The following is a 21787-nucleotide window of genomic DNA, read 5'->3' on the forward strand; positions in this document are numbered from 1 at the left end:
CCCCGCCGGGCGGCCCGCGGCGGGGGCGGGCCCGTCTCCCGCCTCCCCGCCCGCGCCCCGCGCGTCGTCAGCCGTCCCGGTCTCCGCTCCCCGCGCCCGGCATCACCCGCAGCAGGGCCCCGCCGGGCGCGGTGAGCTCCTCCCAGGTGCCCTCCGCCGCGATCCGCCCGCCCTCCAGGACCGCGACGCGGTCGGCGCGGCGGACGGTGGCGGCCCGGTGGGCGATCGCCAGGGTGGCCCGGTGCGGGGCGTCCCGCGCCAGGGCCGCGGCCAGTTCGGCGTCGGAGGCGGTGTCCAGGTGCGCGGTGGTCTCGTCCAGCACCAGCACCCGGGGGCGGGCCAGCAGGGCGCGGGCCAGGGCCACCCGGGCGCGCTGGCCGCCGGAGAGGGTGGCGCCGCGCTCCCCGACGAGGGTCTCCATGCCGTCGGGCAGGGCGGCGGCGATCCGGTCCACCCCGCAGGTGCGGGCGGCCTCCGCCACCTCGGCGTCGGAGGCGCCGGGCGCGGCCAGCCGGAGGTTGTCGGCGAGGGTGCCGTGGAAGAGGGGGGCGTCCTGGCCGACGACGGCGACGGTGCGCCGCAGCTCGGCGTCGCCGACCTCGCGGAGGTCCAGCGGCGGCCCCCCGGCGGGCAGGAGTTCGACCGCGCCCCCGGAGGGGTCCCAGAAGCGGGCCAGCAGGTGGGCGCAGGTGGACTTGCCCGCTCCCGAGGCACCCGCCAGGGCGGTGGTGCGCCCGGCCGGGACGGTCAGGTCGACGCCGTCGAGGACGGGCGCGCCGCCGTAGTCGAAACGGACTCCCCTCATCCGTATCCCGAGGGGGCCGTCGGGCACCGGGCGCGGGGCGGACGGCGGCGGGGCGAGGGCCGGAGCCCCGATCGCCGCGCCCACCCGGGCGGCGGCGGCCCGCAGCCCTCCCGCGCGCCCCAGCGCGGCGGCCGCTTCGGCGACCGGCGCCAGGACGCCCAGTGCCAGGGCCACCGCCGCCGGCGCCCAGGCGCCGGTCAGCCGCCCGGCCCCGGCGGACCAGGCGGCCACCGCGACGGTGGCGACCACGGCCGCCGTCACCAGCGCCTCCCGCACCGCCGCCGCGGCCGCCTCCCAGGACGCCTCGGCGCGCTGCGCGGCGCCCAGGGTCCGGCCGCGCTCCGCCAGCCGGGCGCGCCGGCGGTCCAGTGCCCCGAAGGCCAGCAGTTCGCGCAGTCCGTCCACCGTCTCCACGGCCTCCGCCGACAGCCGTGCCGCCTCCCGCCGGGTGCGCGCCCCGCGCTCGGCCCGCACCCGCAGGTCGGCCGGGGGGAGCAGCACCAGCGCGGCGGCCGCGGGGACGACCACGGCCGCCAGCCACGGCTCCACGGCCGCCAGGAGGGCCGTTCCGGCGGCCAGGACGGTGCCGGAGGCCAGGACGGTGGCGGCGGTGTGGGCGTACAGGAACTCCAGCGCCTCCACGTCGGCCATCGCCGTGGCCGCCAGGTCGCCGCTGCGGCGTCCGGCGATCCGCGCGGGCGCGCTGCGGGCCAGGCCGTCGAGGACGCGGACCCGCAGCGCGGCCAGCACCCGGTAGGCCAGGTCGTGGGAGAGGTCCATCTCGCGCCAGGTGGCCACCGCCCGCACCAGCACCAGGGCGGCCAGGGCGGCCACCGCGGCCGGGTGCGGGGCGGCCCGCTCCAGCACGGCGGTGCCGGTGGTGTGCGCGGCCAGGGTGACCAGAGCGACCAGGGCCGCGTGGTCGGCCACGGCCGCCGCGCAGGTGCGCAGGGCCATGGCCCGGTGCCCGGCGAGGGCGGGCAGCAGGGCGCGCAGGGCGCCGCGGGGCGGGGCGGCGCCGGGGGGCCGGCAGGCGGCCGGCACGCTCGCCGGTGCGCTCGTCGGTGCGCTCGTCGATGCGGTGCTCACGCGGCCCGCCCCCTCTTCCCGTCGCCGGCCGGCCCGTCGGGTCCGGCCGCGGCCGCCGCGGCCGGCGGGCCCTCCGTCGCCCCGGCGGCGACCAGTTCGCCGTACGTCCCGCCCCGGGCCAGCAGTCCGCCGTGGTCGCCGACCGCCTCGACCCGCCCGCCGTCCAGGACGACGATGCGGTCCGCGTGCCGCACCGACCGCAGCCGGTGGGCGACCACCAGCAGCGTGCGGCCGCGCCCGGCGCGCAGCAGTCCCGCGGTGACGGCGGCCTCGCGGCGCTCGTCGACGGCGCTGGTCGCCTCGTCCAGGACGAGGACGGGTGCGTCGGCCAGCAGCGCGCGGGCCAGGGCCAGCCGCTGCCGCTGCCCGCCCGAGAGGGTGGCGCCGCGCTCGCCGAGGACCGTGGCGTACCCGTCGGGCAGGGCCGCGATCTCCTCGTGGACGCCCGCGGCCCGCGCCGCGCCCTCCAGCTCCGCGTCGCTCGCGTCCGGACGGGCCAGCCGCAGGTTCTCGGCGACGCTCGCGGGGAAAAGGTAGGTCTCCTGCGAGACGACCGCGATGCCGCGCCGCAGCGCCTCCAGCGCGTGGTCGGTGGTGGGCACGCCGTCGAGGGTGATCCGGCCCCGGTCCGGGTCGCGGTGCCGCAGCAGCAGCGCCAGCAGCGTGGACTTGCCCGCGCCGGACGGGCCGACGACGGCCGTGGTGCGTCCGGCCTCGGCGGTGAAGGTCACCCCCCGCAGGGCGGGCCGGGCGGCGCCGGGGTGGGTCAGGTGGACGTCCTCGAAGCGGATCTCGGGCGGCCCCGGCCACGCGGGCGCGTGCGACCCGCCGGCGACCGGCGGCCGCGCGGTGCGCAGGGCGGCGATGCCGTCGGCCGCCGAGACCCCGAGGTAGCCGGCGTGCCACTCCCGGGCCAGGTCGCGCACCGGCCGGAAGCACTCCGAGGCGAGCAGGAGCACCAGGTAGGTGCCGGTGGCGGTGGTGCGTCCGGAGGCGGCCGAGGCGCAGGCCAGCAGGGCGGCGGCGACCGTGCCGCCCTGGACGGCGAGGTCGGTCAGGGCGGTGTCCACCAGCGACACCCGCAGTTTGGCGACCGTGGCCCGGTGCAGGGCGGCCGACCGCCGCTCCAGGCGTGCCCGGACCCGCCCCACGGCACCGGCCGCGCGCAGCGCGGGCATGCCCTGGAGGGCCTCCAGGTAGTCGGCGCCCAGGGCCTCGTAGGTGTCCCAGTGCTCGGTGCCGCGCCGGGCCAGCAGCCGGTCCCACCAGCGCGGCACCAGCAGCGCGAGCAGCAGGGCGGGCACCAGCGCGGCCACGGCGTACGGTTCGACGGCCGCGACGGCGGCCAGCAGCGGCAGGGGCAGCAGGCAGGTGGCGGCCAGCTGGGGCAGGTAGCGCGAGACGTAGGCGTCCACGCCCTCCACCCCGTCCACCACCGTGGCCCGCACCCCGCCCGCCCGGGCGGAGGCGAGGTGGGCCGGTCCCAGCCGCCCGAGGTGCTCCAGCAGCGCGTCGCGCAGCTCCACGCGCACCAGTGCCCCGGCCCGGGTGGCGGTGCGCCGCTGCCACCACCCCAGTACCGCGCGCACCGCGACGGTGCCCAGGACGGCGGCCAGCAGCGGTGCCACCCCGTCCGCCGCGCCCCGTGCGAGGGCGGCCAGGGCGTGGGCGAGCAGGACGGCCTGCGCCAGGTGGCAGGCGGCGACGGCGACGAGCAGGGCGGTGGCGCCCGCCAGCGGGCCCCGCGCGGGGCGGGCGGCGGCGAGCAGTTCCCGGTGGAGCATCATGCCCGTTCCCCCTCCCGCCCGTCCGACTCGGCGCCCCCGGAGCCGGACAGCGCCAGCCCGTGCACCACCCGGTCCCGGCCGGGCGGCCCCCCGAGCGCGGCGCCGAGGTCCGCGCCCTGCCACGAGCCGACGGGCCGCGAGCGCAGCCCGAGCCGGGTGGCGACGGCCTGGGCCGTCCCGACGGCGTACCCGGCGGCCAGGTGCGCGGTCCGCACCCGGCGCGGCGGGGCTCCCGCGGGGCAGCCGCGGGCGAGCAGGACGGCTCCGGCCCCGGCGATCCAGCCCTGGCGGGCGGCCCAGGCGGCGAGGGTGGGGCGGGCCTCCCCCGCGGCCAGCCGCCGCAGGCCGCCGGTCCCGCCGGGCCGCGGGGCGGGTTCCAGCAGTCCGGGCCGGGGGCCGCCGACGGCCGCGCACCACGCCAGACCGCCGGGGCCGGAGCCGGCGCCGGCGGCCGCGGCGAGGACGGTCGCCAGCGCGGTGCCGTCCACGGCGTCCGCCAGGGGCGGAGCGGCGCTGCGCCGGGCCGGCAGGTCGCGGGCGGAGGGGGCGGGCCGGGCCGGGGGCGGCGTCCACCAGCCCCCTTCGGCCGGCGCGTCCGGCGACGGGGCGGTGAGCGCCCGCAGGACGGCGCCGGCGTCCTCGCCGTCGAGGGGCCAGGGGCCGCCGGCGGCCCCGGCCGCCCAGCGCCGCAGGTCGTCCGGCCGGGGGCGGGTGCCGGGCGGTGCCAGCCGCACCGCGAGCAGGGGGTGCTCGTCCTCCTCCCGGCCGGGGCGGTCCAGGCCGGCCGCGGCGGCCAGGAGCGGTCCGGCCGCGTCCGGGGCGACGGCCGCGTCCACCTCCCCGCCCCGGCCGTCCGCTCCGGTGGCCCGGGCGGCCAGGACGAGCGACGCCGCCGCGTGCCCGGCGTCCAGCAGGAGCAGCGGAACGGCCCGGTGGCCGTAGTGGGCGGCGGTCCGCCGCGGGGTGACGGCCAGGACGGCGACCGCGCCGGCCGGTGCGTCGCCGGGTGCCGGGCCGCGGGCGTGCACCCGGTGGGTGAGGGGGTCGTAGGCGTAGCGGCCGGGCGGCAGGGGGCAGCCGGGCCCGACCAGGAGGTGGGCGCCGACGGGGTGGCAGCCGCCCGCCGAGGCGTGGGGCCGCAGTCTGCCGCCGTGTCCGCCGCCCCGCCGGCCGGTGCCGGGGGCGGCGGCCAGGGAGAGCCGCAGCACGGCCTCCAGGGCGACCTCCCCGGGGGCGGCCGGCGGGACGGGCAGCGCCGGTCCGGGCCGCTCGGGGACGAGGGGGCCGGGGTCGCGGTCGGGTCCGGGCTCCTCGGCCGAGCGCGCCCGCTCCAGCGCGGCCGCCACCAGCCGGCGCGCGGGCCCGTTCTGTTCTTCCGTCATCTCTTCTCGTGCCTCACATGTGCGGCGGCGGGGCGAGGGTGAAGTCGTCCGGCGCGCCGGGGACCGTGGTGCGCCAGCCGCGGGCGAGCGCGGCCTCGGCGAAGCGGGGGCAGCCGTAGTAGGCGAAGGCGGCGGGCGCGTTGGGAACGAGCCCGGAGACCAGGACGCGCGCCACGCGCAGCGGCGTCTGGGCCACGTCCTCCGTGGTCAGGTCGACGGTGACGGTGCGGTGGCCGCCCTCGCGCAGGCGGGCGTCCAGGTCGGCCCGGCTGCCGGGGGGCACCTCGCCGATGCCGGCGGTGCCCAGCGCCGGGCGGGTGAAGCGCTCGGCCAGCGGCGCCGTGCGGTCGTCCAGCCACACCTGGACGTGCGCCCCCAGGTCGCGCACGGCGGCGAAGTCCGTCCCGCAGTCGTCGAGGTAGCGGCCGTCGGGGCGGTGGTCCAGGTAGAGGCCGCGGGCGAGGAGCCCGGCGTCGATCGCGCGGAACACCCAGCCGTCGGCGTCGGTGAGGCCGAGGGTGAACACCCAGGTGTGGACGGCCTCCAGCACGGCCTTGCGGGCGGCCTCGGCCGGATCGAAGCGGCAGGCGAACCCGGCGGCGTGGATGCCGCGCCGCGGGTCGCGGACAAGCGCCGCCATGCAGGGTGCGAACTCCGAGGGCATCTGCACGATCCACGTCTCCAGGCCGGAGCCGGCCAGGTCGGCGGTGAGCCCGGGGACGCTGTCGGGGTCGATGCCGAGCGCGGGCCCGTCCAGGTGCCACCACAGCTCCAGGGCGTCGCGTTCGACGACCTCCAGCAGGGCGCGCTCGGCGGCGTCGGCCAGGCCCTGGCCGGTGGCGATCCCGGCGTAGTTGAGGTGGTGGGTGCGGGGCAGCGAACGCAGTTCGCCCTGCCGCCAGTTGAGGTGGGTGAGCGACACCGGCGCCCAGCACTCCCGCTCCCCGGCGGCGCCCTCGCCCGCGGTCTCCCGGCCGCGCGTCCACAGCGCGGGGGTGTCGGGGGTGAGGGGGCGGTAGGGGAAGCCGGGGCGGGCGTACTGCCAGTCGGCGTACCGCGGCACGTCGTCGGGCCCGTACAGCCGCAGCCCCCGCTCCGCCAGTTCCCGCGCGGTGGCGCGCAGCGGGGCGCCGGGGTGGCCGGGCGGCGGGACGCGGTTGCCGCAGTAGCGCTCGACCGCCTCGGCGACGGCGGCGGTCCGGGCGCCGTCGGCGTCCCCGAAGGTCGTGCCGAGCGCGACGCGGTCGGCGGGCCAGGCCCCCAGCCGCCGGGCGTCGGAGACCTCGGCGGTCACGGCGGTGTAGCGGGGCGGCGCCCCCTCGGGGTGCTCGACGGGTGCGACCGCGCGGACGATGCCGCACACGGGGTCGACGAGGGCGTCGAGCGGCAGGGGCGGTACCGGGGTGGTCCCGGGGGCGGCGGCCGGGGCGGTCTCGGGGGCCGGGGCCGGGTGCGTCGGGGTGCTCAACGGCAGATCTCCGTAAGGGGGTCGGCGGGGGCCGGACCGGGTTCGGCCGCCGGCAGCAGCAGGACGCTGCCGTCCGGCCGCACGGTCCTGCGGGAGGGGCGCAGCACGGTGGCGGTGACGGGGTCCTCGCCGGTGTGCGGGTTGCGGGCGTGGGCGGGGAAGTGGTGTCCGGCGATCTCCAGCCGCAGCCGGGTCCCGGCGGGCAGCCGCCTGGCCAGGGGGCCGAGGAGGACGCGGACCTCCGCCTCCCGCCCGGGGGCGGTGCGGACGCGCTCGACGCCGGCGGCGAGCGGGGCGGCCGTCCCGCCGGGGGCGAGGGCGACCAGGCGGACGGCCCAGTCGGCGTCGGGGGTGTCGGCGGTGGCGGCCAGCCGCACCACGGCGTCGCCCAGCAGGTCCAGCGGGCGGGGCAGGGGCGGGGAGACCAGCAGGCAGCGGTCGGGGGCGCCGTCGGCGGGGACGGACAGGTCGTCGGAGCGCACCGGGCGCCGCGGATCGGCGGTGAACTCCGCTCCCCGCAGCAGCCGCAGGGCCGCGTCCGCCGGTTCCGGGGCGTCCGGGCCGAGGAAGCGGTACGGGACGCCCCCGTGCGGGGCGGCGAGGGCGTCCGCCGGCAGCCACAGGTCGCTGCCGCCCAGGGCCACCGCCCCGGCACGTCCGGGCGCCAGGCGGCCCGAGACGGCGGCGCGGGCCCAGCGCACGTACAGCCGCCCCAGGTCGGGCCGGTGGGCGGCCGGGGAGGCGTCGGGTCCGGGTCCGGCCGTCAGCCGGTGCCCCCACGGGCCCAGCAGCAGCCGCGCCCGGCCGCCCCAGCGGCGCCACAGCTCCACGGTGTCGGCGGCGAAGGGGTCGTGGGTGCCGCCGACGGCGAGCAGCGGGACCCGTGCCGCCCCGGCTGCGGCGGGGAGGCCGCTCGGGAGCCGGGAGCCGTCCGCTGCGCGCCGGGCCTGCCACACCTCCGGCCAGGAGGGCAGGTCGCGGCCCAGCCGCCGGGGCAGCTCCACCACGGGCAGGTGGCCGAGGAGGTCCGGGTCGCGGCCGAGGGCGCGCGCCAGGGCGTCCTCGTCGCTGTCGCGGCGGTCGCCGTGGGCGGCCCACCATCCGGCGCGGGCCAGCAGCCGTTCGCAGCCGGAGGGTTCCCGGGCGGTCTCGGCGAGGCCGAGGGCGGGCACGGCGGCGATCACCGCGTCGGCGCGCGCCTCCGGGCCGGCGGCGAGGGCGAGTTCCAGGGCGCAGTGGGCGGCGTAGGAGGCGCCGCAGGCGACGAGGGTGCCGTCGCTCCAGGGCTGCCGGCGCACCCAGCGGGCGGTGGCGGCGCCGTCGCGCGCCTCGTGCCGGTAGGGCTGCCACCGCCCCTGCGAGCCGTGCCGGCCGCGGACGTCCTGGGCGGCGGCCGCGAAGCCGTGCCGGGCCCAGGCGCGCAGTTCCGCGTGGTGCCGGCGGCGGCCGTAGGGGGTGCGCAGCAGCACGGCCGGGAAGGGACCGTCGCCGTCGGGCAGGCAGTGGTCGGTGGCCAGCGCGGTGCCGTCGGGCGCGGGGACGAGGGTGGTGCGGACGGTGCGAGCCGGGCGGGCGGGCGGGGCCGTGCGGCCGGGGGAGGTCATGCGGCGTCCCGCGGCGGCGGCAGGGGCGCGACGTCGGGCACGGGCAGGACGGGGTGCTCGGTGACGGTCAGGCCGCGCAGGTCGACCCGGCGCAGCCGGCGCCGCGCGGGCAGCGCTCCGGGGGCGGGCCCCGCGGCGGCCCGGGCGGCGGAGCCGGCGAGGCCGGTGAGACCGGTGAGACCGGTGAGACCGGTGAGGTCGTCGGCGAGCAGCGCGGTGACCAGGGCGGCCGCGGCCGGGGAGGTCAGCCGGTCGTCGCCGGCGACGCCTCCGCCGCTCCAGTAGGCGGCCAGTTCGCGGTGGGCGGGGGTGGCGGCCAGCCGCCGCAGCCGTACGTGGGCGGAGGTGACGTCGCCCGCGGTCAGCGCGGGCGGCTCCACCCAGACCTGCCAGCCCTCCCGGTGGCAGCGCAGCCAGGCGGTGCCGAGGGCGGGCAGCCGGTCGGCGTCGTCCCACAGCCCCGGCGGCACCGGCCCGTCCAGGCACCACACCACGGCTGCGGGCCGCCCGCCGGCGGATCCCGTCCTCCCCGCGTCGGACCGCACCAGGGCGGTGACCTCCTCCGGGGCGGCCGCGCGGGGCTCGGCCCCGGCCTCGCGCAGCCGGTCCGCCAGCGGGGCGGTGAGGAGGCCGTCCCCGAGCAGCCACACGGTGCGGGAGCCCGGGGGGTCCAGGTCCGCAGGACGGCCGTGGTGCTCGGGGACGGTGTATCCGGCGGCGGCGAACGCGCCGAGCAGCGCGCCGAGTCCGGGTACCGCGCGGGCCCCGGTGTCGTCGGGGGCGGGGGCGTCCGCGTCCGCCAGGTGCTCCAGCAGGACCGGCTCGGGCACTTCACCGGTGGCCACGTGCAGGAACTCCCCGTCGGCGGTGCGGACGGCCGGGCCCCGGCCGGGGACGGTCACGACGGCGACGCCGGGGGCGAGCCGGCTGCGGGTCACGGTTCCTCCTGGAGGCGGTGCGGGAGCGGTCGGCGGGGCGGGCCCGCCCGGCCCGGTGGTGGCGGGAACCGGGCGGGCCCTGGGGTGGTGCTTACTCCTCGCCGTCGTCGAAGGGGTTCTCGACGAGGGCGTTGGAGTGGGTGGCCGAGGCGTGGGCGAGCTGGCCCGGGTCGGCGATGGGGGTGAAGACCTTCTCCTGCTCCATGTGCTCCATGACGGAAGCCTCCTGGGGAATCGTCGGATGGTGCGGCATCCGTTCGAACGCCGCACGCACACTCTAATGAAAATGATTATCAGACTCAAGGGTGATCGGATGATCCGGGTAGCAGACCGGCCAGCCGCCCTCGGGATCCCGGCCCACCCGCCCCGCGACGCCCAGCACGTCCGCGAGCAGACCGGGCGTGACGACCTCGGCGGGCGGGCCGTCGGCGGCCACCCGGCCCTCGCGCAGGGCCACCAGCCGCTCGGCGAACCGGGCCGCGTGGGCGAGGTCGTGCAGGACCATCACCACCGTCAGACCCCGCTCCGCGCGCAGCCGGACGACCGTCCGGAGCACCTCCAGCTGGTGGCGCAGGTCGAGGTAGGTGGTGGGCTCGTCCAGCAGCAGGACGCGGGTGTCCTGGGCGAGCGCCATCGCCAGCCGCACCCGCTGCCGCTCGCCGCCGGAGAGGGAGTCGACCGGGCGGTCGGCCCAGCCGGCCACCCCGACGTCGGCCATCGCCCGGCGGCAGACCGCGTCGTCGCCCTCGCGGAGCATGCCGAGCGGGCCGCGGGCCGCGTACCGGCCCTGCCGCACCAGCTGGCGCACCGTCATGCCCGGCACGGCGGGCGCGGACTGGTGGAGCAGCGCCACCCGCCGGGCCACCGCCCGGCGCGGGAGGCGGGCGAGGTCGTCGCCGCCCAGCAGCACCCGGCCGGCCGAGGGGCGCAGCAGCCCCGCGGCCAGCCTCAGCAGCGTGGACTTGCCGCAGCCGTTGAGGCCGACCAGCGCCACCAGCTCCCCCGGCGCGATCCGCAGGTCCACCCCGCGCAGCACCGGCCGTCCGGGGTAGCCGAAGCCGACCCCCTCGACGGCGAGTTCGGCGCCCCCCTCGCCGAGGGGGGCCGGCGGGGACGGCGGCGCCGGCCGCGGCCGGGGGGTGTGCGGGGTTCCGGGGCCGCCCCGGAGTGCGGGATCGGTCATGTCCTTCGTCTCCTTGTTCCGTCGTGCGTCCGCGCCGCCCGCGCGGCACGCTTCGGTGCCCGTGCCTCGGCGCGCCGCGTCGGCCCGCACGCCCACGCCCGGCGTCAGTACGTCCGCCCCGGCGCACGGCGCACCACGAACAGCAGCAGGACGGCGCCCAGGCAGGTGGTGAGCGCGCCGACGGGCAGGGCGAGCCGGTCGGCCCCCAGCACCGCCGCCGCCGGCCGGGAGAGGAGCTGCGCGGCGGCGTCCGCGCCGCAGACCACGGCGGCGCCGGTGAGCGCGGCGCCCGGCAGCGACAGCCGCAGGTCCGCGCCGGTCAGGGCGGTGGCCAGGTGCGGCACCAGCAGCCCGACGAACCCCAGCGCCCCCACGGCCGAGACCGCGCCGGCGGTCAGCGCCACCGCGCAGACCAGGGCGGCCGCGCGGGCCCGTCCGACGGCCAGCCCGGCCGCCGCGGCCTGTTCGTCGCCGCAGCGCAGCAGCGTCAGCGGGGCGGCCAGCAGCCAGGCCGCCGCGCCCCAGGCCAGCGCCCAGGGCCACAGCAGGTGCCAGTGCTCCCACACCCGCCCCTCGGTGGTGCCGACCAGCCACTGCACGACGCTGCCCAGCTCCCCGGGGGCGACGAGCAGGACCATCGCGGTGAGCCCCGACAGGACCGCCGAGACGAGCACGCCGTTCACGGCGGTCGCGGCCGGGTCGCCCCGGTCCTTCCCCGTCAGCAGCCACAGCAGGCCCGCCCCGGCGAAACCGCCCAGGCACGCGGCCGCCACCACGGCGGCGGGCGAGTCCCAGCCCGCCAGCCCGAGCCCGGTCGCGGTCACGGCGCCGAGGACGGCCCCCGGCGTGACGCCGGTGACCTCGGGGCCCGCCAGGGGGTTGCGCAGGGCGGACTGCAGCACCAGTCCGGCCGTCCCCAGGCAGGCCCCGGCGACCAGTGCCACCAGCAGCCGGGGCAGGCGCAGCCGGAGGACGACGTGGCGGGCGGTGGGGTCGCCGCCGCCCGCCAGCACCTCCGCCACCCGGTCGGGCGGCACGGCCCGGCCGGCCAGGAGCGCGGCGCACGCGGCCGCGGCCACCAGCACCAGGAGCAGGGCCAGCCGGAGCACCGGCCGGGCCGCCGGGCGCCGCTCCCCCGCGGGTGCCCCGGCCGCCTCGTGCGGCGCGCTCACCGGACCGCCCCCTTCCCCGACCGCGGCGCGGGCACGGCCGCCCGCGCGCCGCGCGGCGCCTGCGCGGCCGGCGGGGCGCCCGCGGCGCCGGCCGCCCCCGTCCGCCGGCCGGTGCGCAGCAGCACCACGCCCACCGGTACGCCCAGCAGCGCGGTCCAGGCGCCCACCGGGGTCTCGACCGGGGCCAGGGCCAGCCGCGCCGGCAGGTCGGCGCAGACGACGGTCACCGCGCCGAGGGCGGCCGAGGCCGGCAGCCACCGCACCGCGCCGGCGTCCGGCAGCATCCGCCGGGCCAGGTGCGGGGCGAGGAAACCGACCCAGGCGACCGGTCCGCACACCGCCACCACCGGGGCGATCAGCACCACGGCGACGGCCAGCGCGGCCAGCCGGGCCCGGCGCACCCGCACCCCCAGGGCGAGCGCGTCGTCGTCGCCCAGCCGCAGCACGGCGAGCACCGGCGCGCAGACGACCAGCGCGGGGAGTGCGAGCAGCAGCCACGGCCCCAGGCCCGCCACGTCGCCCCAGGTGCGGGCGGACAGGCTGCCCAGCAGGTAGCGGTAGATCAGCTGGAGGTCGAGCTGGTCGGCCATCACCATCAGCACCAGCAGGGCGGCCTGCAGGGCGGCCGCGACGGCCGCCCCGGTGAGCAGCACCGCCGAGGGGCTGCGCCCGAACCCGGCCGCCAGCAGCGTCAGCATGCCGCCGAGTGCCGCTCCGGCCAGTGCGAGCACCGGCTGCAGGAGCGCGGGCACGGCCAGGCCGAGCACCAGCGGCGCGGCCGTCCCCAGGGCCGCCCCGGAGGAGACGCCGAGCATCTCGGGGACGGCCAGGGGGTTGCGCAGGGCCTCCTGGAGCACCAGTCCGGCCGCGCCCAGGCAGACCCCCGCGACCAGGCCCAGCACCAGCCGGGGCAGCCGCAGTTCGGTGACGACCACGCCCGCGAGGCCGCCCGCGCCGCCGTCCCCGCCGCCCGCCAGCACGGCGGGCAGCTCCCAGGGCGGCAGGGCGGGGGTGCCCAGGCACAGGGCGGCCGCCGAGGCCGCCGCCAGCAGGAGGGCGACGCCCGTCCACTGCACCGCGGCGCTCACCGCAGCGCGGCCGTGGCCTCGTCGACGACGATGCCGAGGGACCGGGTGCCGCGGCCCTTGGCCCACACCTCGGGGTCCACCTCGTGCACGTCGCCGTTGCGCACGGCGGGGATCTTCGACCACAGGGGGTTGTCGGCCAGCTTCTCCGAGAGCTTCCCGCCGCCCCCGCCGAAGGAGAGGGTCTCCACGAAGAGCACGTCGACGTCGCGGGCGAGGATCTCCTCCATGCTGTAGCTCCCCTCCACGCCGCGGGACTGCCACGGGTAGTGCGCCAGGCCGGGGAAGAGCCCGGCGGCGACGTCGGTGCCGGGGGTGGCGACGCCGAAGTTCTCGTCGCTGCCGAAGATGATCAGCGCGGTCTTGTCGCTGCGCTGCCTCCGGGCCTCCGCCAGGGTGGTGCGGAAGCGCTTCTCGGCGGCCTCGCCCTGCTCGGTGCGCCCGGTCAGGGCGGCCAGGGCCCGCAGGTAGCCGACACTGTCCTGCCAGCTCTCGGGCTGGACGGGCCAGAAGACGGTGGCGCCCTCGAGGGCGGGGGCGAGTTTTCCGTGGGTGTCGCCCAGGCCGATCACCAGGTCGGGCTTGTGGGAGAGGATCGCCTCGACCTCGGGGGCCAGGAAGCCGCCGGGGACCACGGGGACCTCCTTGGCCTTCCGCGGTCCCAGGAAGTCCGGGTGGGCCAGCAGGGCGGAGTTGGTGGCCACCGGTGTGATGCCCAGCTCGGTCAGCATGTCGTCGCACAGGGCCACCAGGCAGACGATGCGCCGGGGTTCGGCGTCGGTGGCGACGGAGGCGCCGTCGGGGCCGGTGACCTTCCGGGCGGGCTCGATGGGCTCGACCGTGGTCTCGACCCCCGGCCCGCGGTCCGTTCCGTCCCCGGCCGAGGACGTCTCCGGGCCGGTGCCGGTGCCGCACCCGGCGAGCAGGACTCCCAGTGCGGCGGTGGCGGCGAGCAGGCGGGCGGCGCGCGTCGGTGGGCGCGTCATGGGCGACTCCCGGTTCTTCCTGGTCCGGGGGCGCGGAAGGGGGCCGGACACGGTGCGGGCCCCCCGGGTCACCCGTCCGCCGGTAAAACACGATAATCATTATCAGATTCATCTACCGGGTCCACCCCTCCGGAGGTTCCGCATGGCCACCGCACCGCCCCCGCCGCCCCTGCTGCTGGCCGCCGACCACGTCGCCGGCGCCGTCCACCTGCTGGCCCTGCCCGGCGGCGCGCTCCTGGCCTCGCTGACGGGGCGCCACGTCAGCGAGCACGCCGGTTTCCTGGCACTGCCCGGGGACCGGGTGGCCTTCGTGGACGACCGGGCCGGGGAACTGGTGGTGCTCGCGCCCTTCGAGGCGGTGCGCGGCGGGGACCCGGTCGCCGCCACGGTGCCCGTCGCCGCCCCCGCCGAGCACCTGGCCGCCTCCCCGGACGGGCGGCGCCTGGTCGTCACCACCGGGCTGGGCCGCAACGAGGAGCCGTGGAGCGACCTGCTGACCGCCGTGGACCTGGAGGCGCCCGGCGGCCCGTACGCGGTGCGGGTGCGGGTGCGGCCGGGCGAACCGGGGGCGACCGTCCTGGACGGCGCGCCCGGCGGGGACCGCGCCGGCGGCGGGCCGCTGGTCGTCCTGCGGCACCGCGAGCCCGGCTCCCTGGCCGCGTACCGCCACGCCGACCTGCTGGCGGCCGGCCCCGGCTGCCCGCCCGCCCCCGCCCCGCTCGCGGAGCTGCCCCTCCCCGGCGACGGGCACGGGGACGCCCACGACCCGGCCACCGGGCGGCTGTTCGCCGCCACCGGCTCCGGAGTGCACCGGGCGCGGCGGTCGGACCGCGGCCTGGCCGCCGAGCCCCCGCTGCCCTGGGCGGCGGACGGCCGGTCGGGCGGGCGCGGCTACTTCCTGCGGATCGACGCGCGGCGCCGGCTGCTGTGGTCCTGCCTGCGTGGCGGGCCGCCGGACCCGGCCGACTGGCCCTCCTGGACCAACGACGCCTGGTGGCACCACCTCGACACCAGCCGCACCGGCCGGGTGGAGCTGGGCGAGGGCCTGGTGTTCCGCATGGCCGTCGCCGCGGCCCACGTGGCGTTCGCGCGCTGCCACCCCGACGGCGACGAGCTGGTCGTCCTGGCCGCCGACCCCTCCGGCACGGGGCGTCCCGCCGTCACCGCGCGGGTGCCGCTGCCGCCGATGGACGGCGCACCGCGCCGCGGCGGCACCCCCTGGGACGGGGTCCAGCGGCGGGCCCTGGCCGCCTCGCCGGGCGCGCCGTGGGTGGCCGTCTCCCGCGGCGGGCACGGCGAGGTCCACCTGATCGACGCCGCGGGCGGCACCGAGCGGGCCGGGATCGCCCTGCCGACCGCGCTGGACGAGGGCGGGCGGCTGGCGCTGCTGGTGCCGGGCGACGGTGCGCACCTGGACCCCGCCGGGCGCTGACGGCGGCCCCCGGCGGGCCGCACCGGACCGGAGCAGGGGCGCACCGGGGTGCCCGAAAGGGCGCACAAGGGAGCGCACAAGAGGGGACCAAGCGCCCCTTGAACAAGCCCCCCGAGAAAGCGCCAAGATTGTGAATTGGTTCACACTTTCCTCTTGGCCGGGCTCCCGGGTTCGTGCTGAGATTCGCTCACATCCGGCTCGCGGCGCGCATGGGAGGGCACTGTGGCGGAGACCGCCATGTCACGTTCGGCACGGCTGGGGGGTACGGGTGAGGTGGCCGGCGATCCGCTCGACCACGCGGTGTGGCGACTGAGGTCCCGGGGGTGCTGGGAGGACGCGGCGGCGCTGCTGGAGCCGCGCGTGGCGCAGGACGACGCCCCGGCGGCGCTGCGGCGGGCCGGGCTGCTGGTGGAGCAGTGCCTGTTCACCGCCGGCGGCTGGGAGCGCGCCGAGGAGGCGCTGCGCACGGCCGAGGCGCTGGCCTCCTCCGACGAGGAGCGGGCCGCGGCCGCCTGCGAGCGGGGGTACCTGGCGTACGCCGCCGCGGTGCTGGGCGTGCGCGACCGGGCCGACGAGGCCCGCTCCGCGCTGGGCCGGGCGGCCGCGCTGCTGCCGCCCGCCTCCCGCCGGCGGGCGCTGCTGGACTTCCGGCGCGGGCTGATGGCCGAGCACTTCGGCGACAGCCCGCAGGCGGCGCGGGCGGCCTACCGCCGGGCGCACGCCGCGGCCACCGAGCACGGCGACGCCCTGCTGTGCTCCTTCACCTGGCGGCACCTGGCCGGGCTGGCGCTGCGCGCCGGGGACCTGGCCGAGGCACGGCACGGTTTCACCGAGTCGCTGCGCATCCGCGAGGAACTGGGCTTCCTGGTCGGCATGGCCCCCGCCCTGGTCTCCCTGGCGGACGTCCAGCCGGAGCCGGAGGCGGAGCGGCTGAGGGCGGAGGCCGGACGCCTGTTCCGCCTGCTGGGCGGAGTGCCGAGCTGGCTGGCCGACCGGCTCGGGCAGGACGGCGGGCAGGGCGGACGGGACGGCGGGCAGGACGGACGGGACGAGCAGGGCGGCGGGGGGAGCGCGGCGGGCGGAGCGGACGGGACGGGGGCGGCCGGCGCGTGACCCGCGTCACTCCTGCGGCGGATCCGTGGTGCCACCGGCGATCATCTGGGCTAAGGTAAGCCTTACCTGTTATAGCGCTCGATTCGGTGGTACCCGCATGGCCATGTGCACCCTCGCTCCGGCGCCCACGGCGTCCGCCGCATCGCCCTTCTCGGCCGCGTACGACCGGCTGGCCGAGGTCTTCCCGGGCCTGCGCGTCCTGGAGGTGGCCGCCGACGGCGACCTGCCGCGCGGCGGCGGCTGGGTGCGGGCCGCGGAGCTGGCCCGGGGCGGCGAGGCGCTGGACGCCTTCCTCTCCTGGGACGACGAGCAGACCCTGCGCGACTACGGGCAGCGCGCCCGGCCGGACGTGATCGCCAGCTTCGGCCTGCACCGCTACGCCTGGTCGGCCTGCCTGCTGGTGACGCTCCCCTGGTTCCTGCACCGCCGGGTGCCGCGCGTCCCGGCCGGGGCGGCCTCCTTCGACCGCTCCTCGGGCCGGCTGGCGGTGCGGATCGAGGAGTTCTCCTGCCTGCCGGACGACCCGGCCGCCGCGCTGCCCGGCGCCCGCACCGTCTCCGGCGAGGAGGAGCTGCGGGCGGCCGTGCGGGAGTCCGTGGCCGAGCACATCGGCCCGGTCCTGGACGGCTTCCGGCCGCGCATGCGCCGCGGACCGCGCGCGCTGTGGGGCATGGTGACGGACGAGATCACCGAGGGCCTGTGGTACATCGGCCACCTGCTGGGCGAGGAGCGGCGCGCGATGGCCGAGGCGGAGCTGCTGCTGCCGGGCTCCGTCGCCCCGTATCCGGCCGGGGCGGGCTTCCGCGAGCTGTCCGGCCCCGGCGGCGAGACCTACTCCACCCGGGACCGGGCGAGCTGCTGCCTGTTCTACACGCTGCGCCCCCAGGACACCTGCGTCACCTGCCCGCGGACGTGCGACACGGACCGGATCGAGCGTCTGAGCGGAACCGCCGTCAACTGACCGCCCGGGAACGGTCGGACACCCTTTGGTTTCGATCGCCCGGCGGGGAGCCGACAGCAAGTCCGACTCGCTACACTCCTGTTCGCACGTTCTGGCCACCATCGGCGGTATTCCGGGTGCAAAGCGCCTGCCCCACAATCCTTTTTCCGCCAGGATGCTGCGCGTCAACGAAGCCAACGCGAGCACGGCGGAGCCTTCCCCGGCATGCCGCCAGGCAAGGGACACCCCCGGATGAGACTGACGGAGATATCTGTGAACTGGGTACTGACGGGTGCCGTACTGCTCGTCGGCGCCCTGGCCGCGGTCGTGCTGATGGGCCGCGGGCGCGGCCGCCACCGCAACGAGGAGGAGCAGAACTCGGACTCCTGGGAGCGCATGGAGGAACGGCGCCGGCGCAAGGAGACGGTCTACGCCATCGCCTCCTACGTCCTGCTGTTCTGCTGCGCGGGCGTCGCCGCCGCGCTCTCCTTCCACGGCCTGGTCGGCTTCGGCCGGGAGAACCTGGGGCTCTCGGGCGGCTGGGAGTTCCTCGTTCCCTTCGGTCTGGACGGCGCGGCCATGTTCTCCGCCGTCATCGCCGTCCGCGAGGCCAGCCACGGCGACGCCTCCCTCGGCTCCCGGCTGCTGGTGTGGCTGTTCGCGGGCGCCGCGGCGTGGTTCAACTGGGTGCACGCGCCGCGCGGTGACGAGCACGCCGGCGCCCCGCAGTTCTTCGCCGGCATGTCGATCGCGGCGGCCATCCTCTTCGACCGCGCCCTGAAGCAGACCCGCCGCGCCGCCCTGCGCGAGCAGGGCCTGGTGCCCCGCCCGCTTCCGCAGATCCGCGTCGTGCGGTGGCTGCGCGCGCCGCGCGAGACCTACGCGGCCTGGTCGCTGATGCTGCTGGAGGGCGTGCGGACGCTGGACGAGGCGGTCGACGAGGTCCGCGAGGACCGGCGGCGCAAGGAGCAGGAGCGCGACCGCCGGCGCGAGCAGAAGAAGCTGGAGCGGGCCCGGCTGAAGGCGATCAGCCGGATGGGGCGCCGGGGCGGCGACGCCCAGCTGGAGCTGGAGGTCAGCGCGGGTACCCCGCAGCCGGCCGCCCGCCCGCGCGCCGCGCTCCGGCCCGCCGGCGACGACCCTGCCGCCGGCGGCGGGCTGGGGGCGGAGGGGCTGCGCAAGGTGGAGCCGCCCCGTCCCGCCGACCCGCTCGGCGCGGACGAGAGCCTGACCAGCCCCCGGCTGGACTCGCTGGAGGCCAAGCTCGCCGCGATCGAGAAGCAGTTCGGCTGAGCCGGGCGGCCCGGCCGGACGCCGGCCCCCCTCGTGCGCCCGACGGCCGCCGCGGTCAGTGCTCCCAGACCGCGGCGGCCGTCCGGTCCTCCTCGTGCTCCCCGGCATCCGGCCGGACGTCGGCCAGGAAGCCGGCCGGCCCCGGGGGCCGGGCACCGGACCAGCGTCCGGCCAGCCGGTCGGCGAAGCCCTCCGCGCCGAGCACCGGCTCCGCCAGGCCCTCCCCGCACAGCAGCAGGGTGTCGCCGGGGCGGGCCAGGGAGGCGCGGAAGCGGAACGGGCCGGGCATCGGGCTCGGGCCCGCCGCGGTGGTCCCCCCGTCCCCGCCGGCCGCCCCGGACGCCTCCGCTCCCGGAGCGGCGGCCGCCTCGCGCGCACGGGTGCCGTGGCCGCCGGGTTCGATGTCCTGCCAGGCGCCGTCCCTGAGCCGGAACAGGCCGCCCTCCCCCACGCCGAAGAACACCCGTATGCGGCACCGGGGGTCCACGGGCAGCAGCAGACAGCGCACGGCGGCCGTGGAGGCCCCCGCCTCGGCGCCGCGCGCGCCGGCGTCGGCCCGCAGCCGGCCGTAGGCGCGGCCGGTCAGCCGGTGCAGTCCGGACTTCAGGGCACCGCGCCGGGCCTCCCGGATGTCCTCCGACAGCCGGGCGTGGCTGCGCCCCACGGAGGCGCCGATGTGGTGGCAGAGTTCCCGCGCCGCCCGGTGCGCCGCGGTGCCCGTCCCGGTCCCGGCCGCGAGCGCCACCAGCACCAGGGCCTCGTCCCCGTCGCCGAAGCGGGCGGTGAGGAGGGCCTCGCGGCGCGGCTCGCCCCGGCGGCGCGCCCCGTCGCCGCGCGTGGAGACGGCACGCAGGGTGAAGGGGCCGTACCGCGCCCCGTCGAGCGCGGTGTCGGACGGCAGGTGGGGCAGTCCGGCGGGATCGGCGGCGGGCAGCGCGAACGGCTCGGCGGCCGGCGGGCCGGGGGCCGGGGAGGCCGGCGCGGACTCCGGCCGGACTGCGGAGGCCGCCGGAGGGGCGGGCACGGGCTCGGGTCCGGGAGCGGGGCCGCCGCCGGACCCGGGGGCGGGCTCCGAGGCGTCCCGTGAGCCGCCGGGCGGCACCGTCCCGCCCTCCCCCGGTGGCCGCGGCCCACCGGTCCCTCCGGGGACCCCGGTCTCCCCGGGCTCCTCCCCCCGCGCCGCCGGCGAGGGGGGCCCGCCGACCGCACGGGCCGCCGAGTCGTACCGCTCGTCGACGCTGTCCCGCGCCGGCGCCCGTCCGGTGTCCGGCGGGTCGCCGTCGTAGAGCCGGCTCCACCAGTCGGGCCCGCCCGCACGCTCACCCTGTTGGCTCATCCCCTCATTGTCCACACCCCGAAGAACGGGGCGCACGGTTCGGCCACTCGCGCCTGTGACGGGGCGTCACGACCCGGTCTGCGGACGCGCGCCTCTCAGAACACCCCCTCGTGGGTCAGCAGCCACCGCTTGCGCTCCAGACCGCCCGCGTACCCGGTGAGCGTCCCGTTCGCGCCGATGACGCGGTGGCAGGGGCGCACCACCGTCAGCGGGTTGGCTCCCACCGCTCCCCCGACGGCGCGCACCGCCCGCGGCCCCAGGCCCGCCATCGCGGTCAGCTCGCCGTAGGTGACGGTCGCCCCGAGGGGGATGCGCTCCAGCGCCGACCAGACCCGCCTGCGGAACTCCGACCCGCGCACCGCCAGCGGGACGTCGAACTCCTTCAGCTCCCCGGCGAAGTAGGCGTCGAACTGCCGCACCACACCGGCGAACGCGGCGTCGTCGCGCCGCCAGTCGGGCAGGACGCGGGCGCCGCCCTTCTGGCCGGGCACGGTGACCGAGGCCAGGACGCCCGGTTCGGGCCCCGCGAGCAGCAGTTCGCCCAGGGGGCTGGGGTGGGTGGTGTAGAGAGTGCTCATGGTGTCTCCGGTGTCGTGTGCCTGGAAGGGGTGCGGGGAGCGCGGGGCGGGTGCGGGGGGCACGCGACCGCGCTCCACAGGTGGTGCAGGGCGTAGGAGCGCCAGGGCCGCCAGCCCTCGGCGTGTTCCGTGCCGGCCCCGATCCGCTCCAGCCCGTGCCGGGCACCCGCGTCGCCGGGCGGGAAGACGTCGGGGTCGCCCAGCGCGCGCATCCGTATGTAGCCGGCCGTCCAGGGGCCGATGCCGCGCAGCGCCAGCAGGGCCTGCTCGGCCTCGTCCCGGTCGGCGCCGGGGTCCAGGACGACGGTGCCGTCGGCCAGGGCCGCGGCGAGCGTGCGGAGGGCGCGGCGGCGGGCGTCGGGCATCCGCAGCTCGTCCAGGGGCGCCTCGGCGAGGGTGGCGGGTTCGGGGAAGAGGTGGGTGAGGGCGCCGTCGGGGGCCGGCAGCGGTTTGCCGTACGCCGCCGTGAGCGTGCCCGCCAGGGCGCGGGCCGCGCCGACGGTGACCTGCTGGCCGAGCACGGCGCGCACCGCCTGCTCGTGGGGATCGGCCGCGCCCGGCGAGCGCAGTCCGGGCCGCCCGCGGACCAGCGGGCCGAGGTGCGGGTCGCCGCCCAGGCGGTCGGTGACGGCGCGGGGATCGGCGTCCAGGTCGAACAGCCGCCGCATCCGCTGGACGGCGGTGGTCAGGTCCCGCAAGTCGGCCAGGTGCAGCCGGCACGGCAGCCAGCCGCCGCCCCCGTCCTCCCGGACCTCCGCGACGCCGTGGCCGTGGGGCAGGGCGAGGGTGCGCCGGTAGACGCGCCCGCCGGGCTCCCCGGTGACCTCCTCGACCCCGGGGACGGCCCGCGCCGCGAGGAAGGCGAAGACCCCCGCCGCGTCGTACGGCTCCCGGTGGGCGAGCCGCAGGGCCACTCCCCCGCCCTCGGCGGGCACCGCCTCGGGCCGGACGCGGGTGCGGGCCCGCAGCTCCCGCGGGGTGCACGCGTAGGTTTCGCGGACCGTGTCGTTGAACTGCCGCACGCTGGCGAACCCGGAGGCGAAGGCGATCCGGGTGACCGGCAGCGCCGTCGTCTGGAGCAGCACCCGGGCGGTGTGCGCCCGCTGCACGCGGGCCAGCGCCACGGGCCCGGCGCCCAGTTCGGCGGTGAGCTGGCGGCGGACCTGGCGGACGCTGTAGCCCAGCCGCCGGGCGAGCCCCTCGACGCCCTCGCGGTCCACGACCCCGTCGGCGATCATCCGCATCGCGCGGCCGACGACGTCGGCCCGGGCGTTCCACTCGGCCGAGCCGGGCACGGCGTCCGGCCGGCAGCGGCGGCAGGCCCGCAGACCGGCCCGCTGGGCCGCGGCGGCCGAGGGGAAGAAGCGCACGTTGCGCCGGAGAGGGGTCACGGCCGGGCAGCTGGGCCGGCAGTAGATCCCGGTGGTCAGCACACCGGTGAAGAACACGCCGTCGAACCGCTCGTCCCGGCTGCGGACCGCCTCGTACCTGGTGTCGTCGTCCATCACGCGTTCCAGTGTGCGCCGCGGGAGGGGCCGCCACTGGCGGAAATGGGACGCGGTCGTGGGGCGGCTCCGGCGGCCCGCCCCGACATGC

Annotated in this window: 18 protein-coding genes; 4 read left to right on the plus strand and 14 right to left on the minus strand. The window is 79.3% G+C overall.

Going from position 1 to position 21787, the window contains the following annotated elements; genetic code table 11:
• Positions 1-67: 67 nt before the first annotated feature.
• The 11 genes from ACFSJS_RS14490 to ACFSJS_RS14540 form a co-directional block, all read right to left on the minus strand.
• Complete coding sequence (locus ACFSJS_RS14490) at positions 68-1894, minus strand: ABC transporter ATP-binding protein (RefSeq protein ID WP_380900223.1); 1827 nt, start codon at positions 1892-1894, stop codon at positions 68-70.
• Positions 1891-3681: an ABC transporter ATP-binding protein/permease gene (locus ACFSJS_RS14495; RefSeq protein WP_380900225.1), complete on the minus strand. Its 1791-nt coding sequence runs from the start codon at positions 3679-3681 to the stop codon at positions 1891-1893. The genes ACFSJS_RS14490 and ACFSJS_RS14495 overlap by 4 nt, the downstream gene beginning before the upstream one ends.
• A complete protein-coding gene (locus tag ACFSJS_RS14500; RefSeq protein ID WP_380900227.1) occupies positions 3678-5063 on the minus strand; it encodes a hypothetical protein in 1386 nt (461 codons plus the stop codon). Before ACFSJS_RS14500 ends, ACFSJS_RS14495 begins: the two co-directional genes overlap by 4 nt.
• Positions 5064-5076: 13 nt before the next feature.
• Positions 5077-6453, minus strand: coding sequence for a YcaO-like family protein (locus ACFSJS_RS14505; protein ID WP_380900297.1), 1377 nt, complete (start codon positions 6451-6453; stop codon positions 5077-5079).
• Positions 6454-6527: 74 nt separating this feature from the next.
• Entirely contained in the window at positions 6528-8135 is a 1608-nt protein-coding gene (locus ACFSJS_RS14510; protein ID WP_380900229.1) for a CocE/NonD family hydrolase, read from the minus strand.
• Positions 8132-9073, minus strand: coding sequence for a hypothetical protein (locus ACFSJS_RS14515; protein ID WP_380900231.1), 942 nt, complete (start codon positions 9071-9073; stop codon positions 8132-8134). The genes ACFSJS_RS14510 and ACFSJS_RS14515 overlap by 4 nt, the downstream gene beginning before the upstream one ends.
• 91 nt (positions 9074-9164) lie before the next feature.
• Entirely contained in the window at positions 9165-9278 is a 114-nt protein-coding gene (gene amiA / locus ACFSJS_RS14520) for a streptamidine family RiPP (RefSeq protein ID WP_344633263.1), read from the minus strand.
• Between the two features lie 72 nt (positions 9279-9350).
• Positions 9351-10256 (minus strand): ABC transporter ATP-binding protein, encoded by a 906-nt coding sequence (locus tag ACFSJS_RS14525; RefSeq protein WP_380900233.1) that lies wholly within the window; start codon positions 10254-10256, stop codon positions 9351-9353.
• Between the two features lie 104 nt (positions 10257-10360).
• Positions 10361-11365: a FecCD family ABC transporter permease gene (locus ACFSJS_RS14530; RefSeq protein ID WP_380900299.1), complete on the minus strand. Its 1005-nt coding sequence runs from the start codon at positions 11363-11365 to the stop codon at positions 10361-10363.
• A 59-nt stretch (positions 11366-11424) separates the two neighbouring features.
• Positions 11425-12516 (minus strand): FecCD family ABC transporter permease, encoded by a 1092-nt coding sequence (locus ACFSJS_RS14535; RefSeq protein ID WP_380900235.1) that lies wholly within the window; start codon positions 12514-12516, stop codon positions 11425-11427.
• Complete coding sequence (locus ACFSJS_RS14540) at positions 12513-13499, minus strand: ABC transporter substrate-binding protein (protein WP_380900237.1); 987 nt, start codon at positions 13497-13499, stop codon at positions 12513-12515. Before ACFSJS_RS14540 ends, ACFSJS_RS14535 begins: the two co-directional genes overlap by 4 nt.
• Positions 13500-13641: 142 nt before the next feature.
• Between ACFSJS_RS14540 and ACFSJS_RS14545 the strand changes: the two genes are divergently transcribed.
• From ACFSJS_RS14545 to ACFSJS_RS14560, 4 genes are all read left to right on the plus strand, one after another.
• Complete coding sequence (locus tag ACFSJS_RS14545; protein WP_380900239.1) at positions 13642-14931, plus strand: hypothetical protein; 1290 nt, start codon at positions 13642-13644, stop codon at positions 14929-14931.
• Between the two features lie 222 nt (positions 14932-15153).
• Positions 15154-16044, plus strand: coding sequence for a hypothetical protein (locus ACFSJS_RS14550; protein ID WP_380900241.1), 891 nt, complete (start codon positions 15154-15156; stop codon positions 16042-16044).
• A 97-nt stretch (positions 16045-16141) separates the two neighbouring features.
• A complete protein-coding gene (locus ACFSJS_RS14555; protein WP_380900243.1) occupies positions 16142-17005 on the plus strand; it encodes a (2Fe-2S)-binding protein in 864 nt (287 codons plus the stop codon).
• 231 nt (positions 17006-17236) lie between these two features.
• Entirely contained in the window at positions 17237-18277 is a 1041-nt protein-coding gene (locus ACFSJS_RS14560; RefSeq protein WP_380900245.1) for a DUF2637 domain-containing protein, read from the plus strand.
• A gap of 55 nt (positions 18278-18332) precedes the next feature.
• On the opposite strand, the gene ACFSJS_RS14565 is transcribed toward ACFSJS_RS14560, so the two are convergent.
• The 3 genes from ACFSJS_RS14565 to ACFSJS_RS14575 form a co-directional block, all read right to left on the minus strand.
• Positions 18333-19613: a protein phosphatase 2C domain-containing protein gene (locus ACFSJS_RS14565; protein ID WP_380900247.1), complete on the minus strand. Its 1281-nt coding sequence runs from the start codon at positions 19611-19613 to the stop codon at positions 18333-18335.
• A 95-nt stretch (positions 19614-19708) separates the two neighbouring features.
• Positions 19709-20191, minus strand: coding sequence for a methylated-DNA--[protein]-cysteine S-methyltransferase (locus ACFSJS_RS14570; protein ID WP_380900249.1), 483 nt, complete (start codon positions 20189-20191; stop codon positions 19709-19711).
• Positions 20188-21696: an AlkA N-terminal domain-containing protein gene (locus ACFSJS_RS14575; protein ID WP_380900301.1), complete on the minus strand. Its 1509-nt coding sequence runs from the start codon at positions 21694-21696 to the stop codon at positions 20188-20190. Before ACFSJS_RS14575 ends, ACFSJS_RS14570 begins: the two co-directional genes overlap by 4 nt.
• Between the last annotated feature and the right edge of the window lie 91 nt (positions 21697-21787).

This window comes from Streptomyces desertarenae (assembly GCF_042681365.1).
GTDB lineage: Bacteria > Actinomycetota > Actinomycetes > Streptomycetales > Streptomycetaceae > Streptomyces > Streptomyces desertarenae.

Coding starts and splice junctions, on each gene's coding strand:
- ACFSJS_RS14525 (WP_380900233.1), bottom strand. CDS start 10,256: ATGACCGATCCCGCACTCCGGGGCGGCCCCGGAACCCCGCACACCCCC.
- ACFSJS_RS14560 (WP_380900245.1), top strand. CDS start 17,237: ATGAGACTGACGGAGATATCTGTGAACTGGGTACTGACGGGTGCCGTA.
- amiA (WP_344633263.1), bottom strand. CDS start 9,278: ATGGAGCAGGAGAAGGTCTTCACCCCCATCGCCGACCCGGGCCAGCTC.
- ACFSJS_RS14555 (WP_380900243.1), top strand. CDS start 16,142: ATGGCCATGTGCACCCTCGCTCCGGCGCCCACGGCGTCCGCCGCATCG.
- ACFSJS_RS14510 (WP_380900229.1), bottom strand. CDS start 8,135: ATGACCTCCCCCGGCCGCACGGCCCCGCCCGCCCGCCCGGCTCGCACC.
- ACFSJS_RS14545 (WP_380900239.1), top strand. CDS start 13,642: ATGGCCACCGCACCGCCCCCGCCGCCCCTGCTGCTGGCCGCCGACCAC.
- ACFSJS_RS14500 (WP_380900227.1), bottom strand. CDS start 5,063: ATGACGGAAGAACAGAACGGGCCCGCGCGCCGGCTGGTGGCGGCCGCG.
- ACFSJS_RS14570 (WP_380900249.1), bottom strand. CDS start 20,191: ATGAGCACTCTCTACACCACCCACCCCAGCCCCCTGGGCGAACTGCTG.
- ACFSJS_RS14495 (WP_380900225.1), bottom strand. CDS start 3,681: ATGATGCTCCACCGGGAACTGCTCGCCGCCGCCCGCCCCGCGCGGGGC.
- ACFSJS_RS14565 (WP_380900247.1), bottom strand. CDS start 19,613: ATGAGCCAACAGGGTGAGCGTGCGGGCGGGCCCGACTGGTGGAGCCGG.
- ACFSJS_RS14540 (WP_380900237.1), bottom strand. CDS start 13,499: ATGACGCGCCCACCGACGCGCGCCGCCCGCCTGCTCGCCGCCACCGCC.
- ACFSJS_RS14575 (WP_380900301.1), bottom strand. CDS start 21,696: ATGGACGACGACACCAGGTACGAGGCGGTCCGCAGCCGGGACGAGCGG.